Source organism: Baaleninema sp. (genome assembly GCF_049974805.1).
In the GTDB taxonomy this organism is placed as follows: Bacteria; Cyanobacteriota; Cyanobacteriia; order Cyanobacteriales; family Geitlerinemataceae; genus Baaleninema.
The window spans coordinates 1-2,000 of sequence record NZ_JBNGCO010000247.1; the positions used below are offsets into that span (position 1 = coordinate 1).

Genomic DNA, 2,000 nt, shown 5'->3' on the forward strand with positions numbered 1-2,000 from the left:
AAAGCGGTGTTACCCTCAGTCTCCTTTGGCACGAGTATTGCGAGGAGTGCCGCGCAAACGGGGACCTTCCATTGATGTACAGCCAGTTCTGCCGGTATTACCGAAAACACGCCGCAATAAGCAAGGCGACCCTCAGAATCAGGCGGAAACCGGGCGAATCCCTCGAAGTGGACTGGGCTGGCAAAACCGGCCATATCATCGACAACATAACGGGAGAGCGAATCCCGGCATACATCTTTGTCGCCGCCCTTTCCTGCAGCCAATACGCCTACGTGGAAGCCTTCCTCTCCATGGACAAGGAAAGCTGGATCAACGGTCACATCAACGCATTCAGGTACTTCGGCGGTGTTCCCAGAATCCTGGTTCCGGACAACCTGAAAACGGGCGTGGACAAGGCGACCCGACCGGAGGCGAAGCTGAACAGGACCTACCATGAAATGGCCGAACATTACGGGACGGCGGTAATCCCGGCTCGGGTCAAACGCCCGAAAGACAAGCCCAACGCCGAAGGAACCGTGGGCGTCATCTCCACGTGGATCATCGCGTCCCTGAGGAACCAGCAGTTCTTCACGCTGCGGGAATTGAACGGTGCCATAGGCGAAAAGCTGGAAGAGTTTAATGACAAGCCCTTCCAAAAGAAACCGGGAAGCAGGAAGAGCGCTTTTCTCCAAGAAGAAAAAGCTCTGCTGCTTCCTCTGCCTGCTTCCCCATACGAACTTGCCACCTGGTCGAAGGCGTCCGTACAGTATGATTATCACATATTCGTGGAGGGAAACCGGTATTCCGTGCCCTACGAATACATCCGGCACCAGGTGGATGTCCGTGTGACCAGCAGAGTCGTCGAGGTTTTTTACCAGAGCCTCCGGATCGCGAGCCACGTCAGGGTTTCGGGACAACAGGGCCAGATCGTTACTGCACCCGACCACATGCCTGAGAAGCACAGGAAGTATCTTGCCATGAACGGAGACACCTTCCGTGAATGGGCCGAATCCATCGGGCCCTTTGCCCTTGAGGTTGTGAATGCCCTGCTGTCGGCACACAAGGTGGAAAAGCAGGGATACCGTACCTGCACATCCCTGATGAAGCTGGCGGACAGATATTCCGTCACCCGGTTCGAAAAGGCATGCCGCCATGCGCTGGGGTACACGTCCAAACCCAGCTATACGACGATCCAGACGATTTTGCGGGCCGGCAGGGACAAACTGCAAGACCAACTTGACAGCAAGCCAGGGCCCAAAAAAGAAGCTGCCGGATACGGCTTTGTCAGGGGTGCCGGTTACTACGGAGGACCCCACGATGATTAGTCCGACCACGGTCAACAAACTGCACGAGATGCGCCTTTCCGCCATGGCGGAATCCTTCAGGGCCCAGTTGGACGACGAAAGATACCGTGAGCTTTCTTTTGAGGAACGGGTGGGCATCATGGTCGACCTGGAATGGGCCAGGCGCAAAAGCAACAAGTTGTTGCGCCTCATTAAGAACGCAGAGTTCCGGTATCCCCAGGCCAGCATTGAAGATATCGAATACCATGCGGATCGCAAGCTGGACAAGACCCAGATCCTGAGGCTATCCGGTTGCGCCTATATCCAGGAAAAACGGAACCTGATCATCATGGGAGCATCGGGCAACGGAAAATCCTACATCGCCTGCGCCTTCGGAATCGCCGCCTGTCGGAACTACTACACGGTCAGGTATGTACGGTTGCCGGATCTGCTGGATGAGCTCGCTGTCGCCCGGGGAGAAGGCATCTACAAAAAGGTCATGAAGCAATACAAGAAGGTCGGCCTGCTGATCCTGGACGAATGGTTGCTGACTCCACTGAAAGAATCGCAGGCCATGGATGTTCTCGAAATTGTCGAAACGAGGCACCAGAACGCTTCGACAATCTTCTGCACTCAGTTTGCCCCTGGGGGATGGCATGAAAAGATCGGCGAAGAAACCCTGGCTGACGCCATCCTGGACCGGATAGTCCATGATTCTTACACCATCTTTATCGACGG

At 55.4% G+C, this 2,000-nt stretch carries 2 protein-coding genes; both read left to right on the plus strand.

Annotated features, from left to right (window positions below; all coding sequences use genetic code 11):
* A partial coding sequence (istA, locus tag ACP5D4_RS21690) for an IS21 family transposase (protein ID WP_428013679.1) occupies positions 1 to 1,304 on the plus strand: 1,304 nt, incomplete at its 5' end.
* A partial coding sequence (gene istB / locus ACP5D4_RS21695) for an IS21-like element helper ATPase IstB (protein WP_428013680.1) occupies positions 1,297 to 2,000 on the plus strand: 704 nt, incomplete at its 3' end. The genes istA and istB, both read left to right, overlap by 8 nt.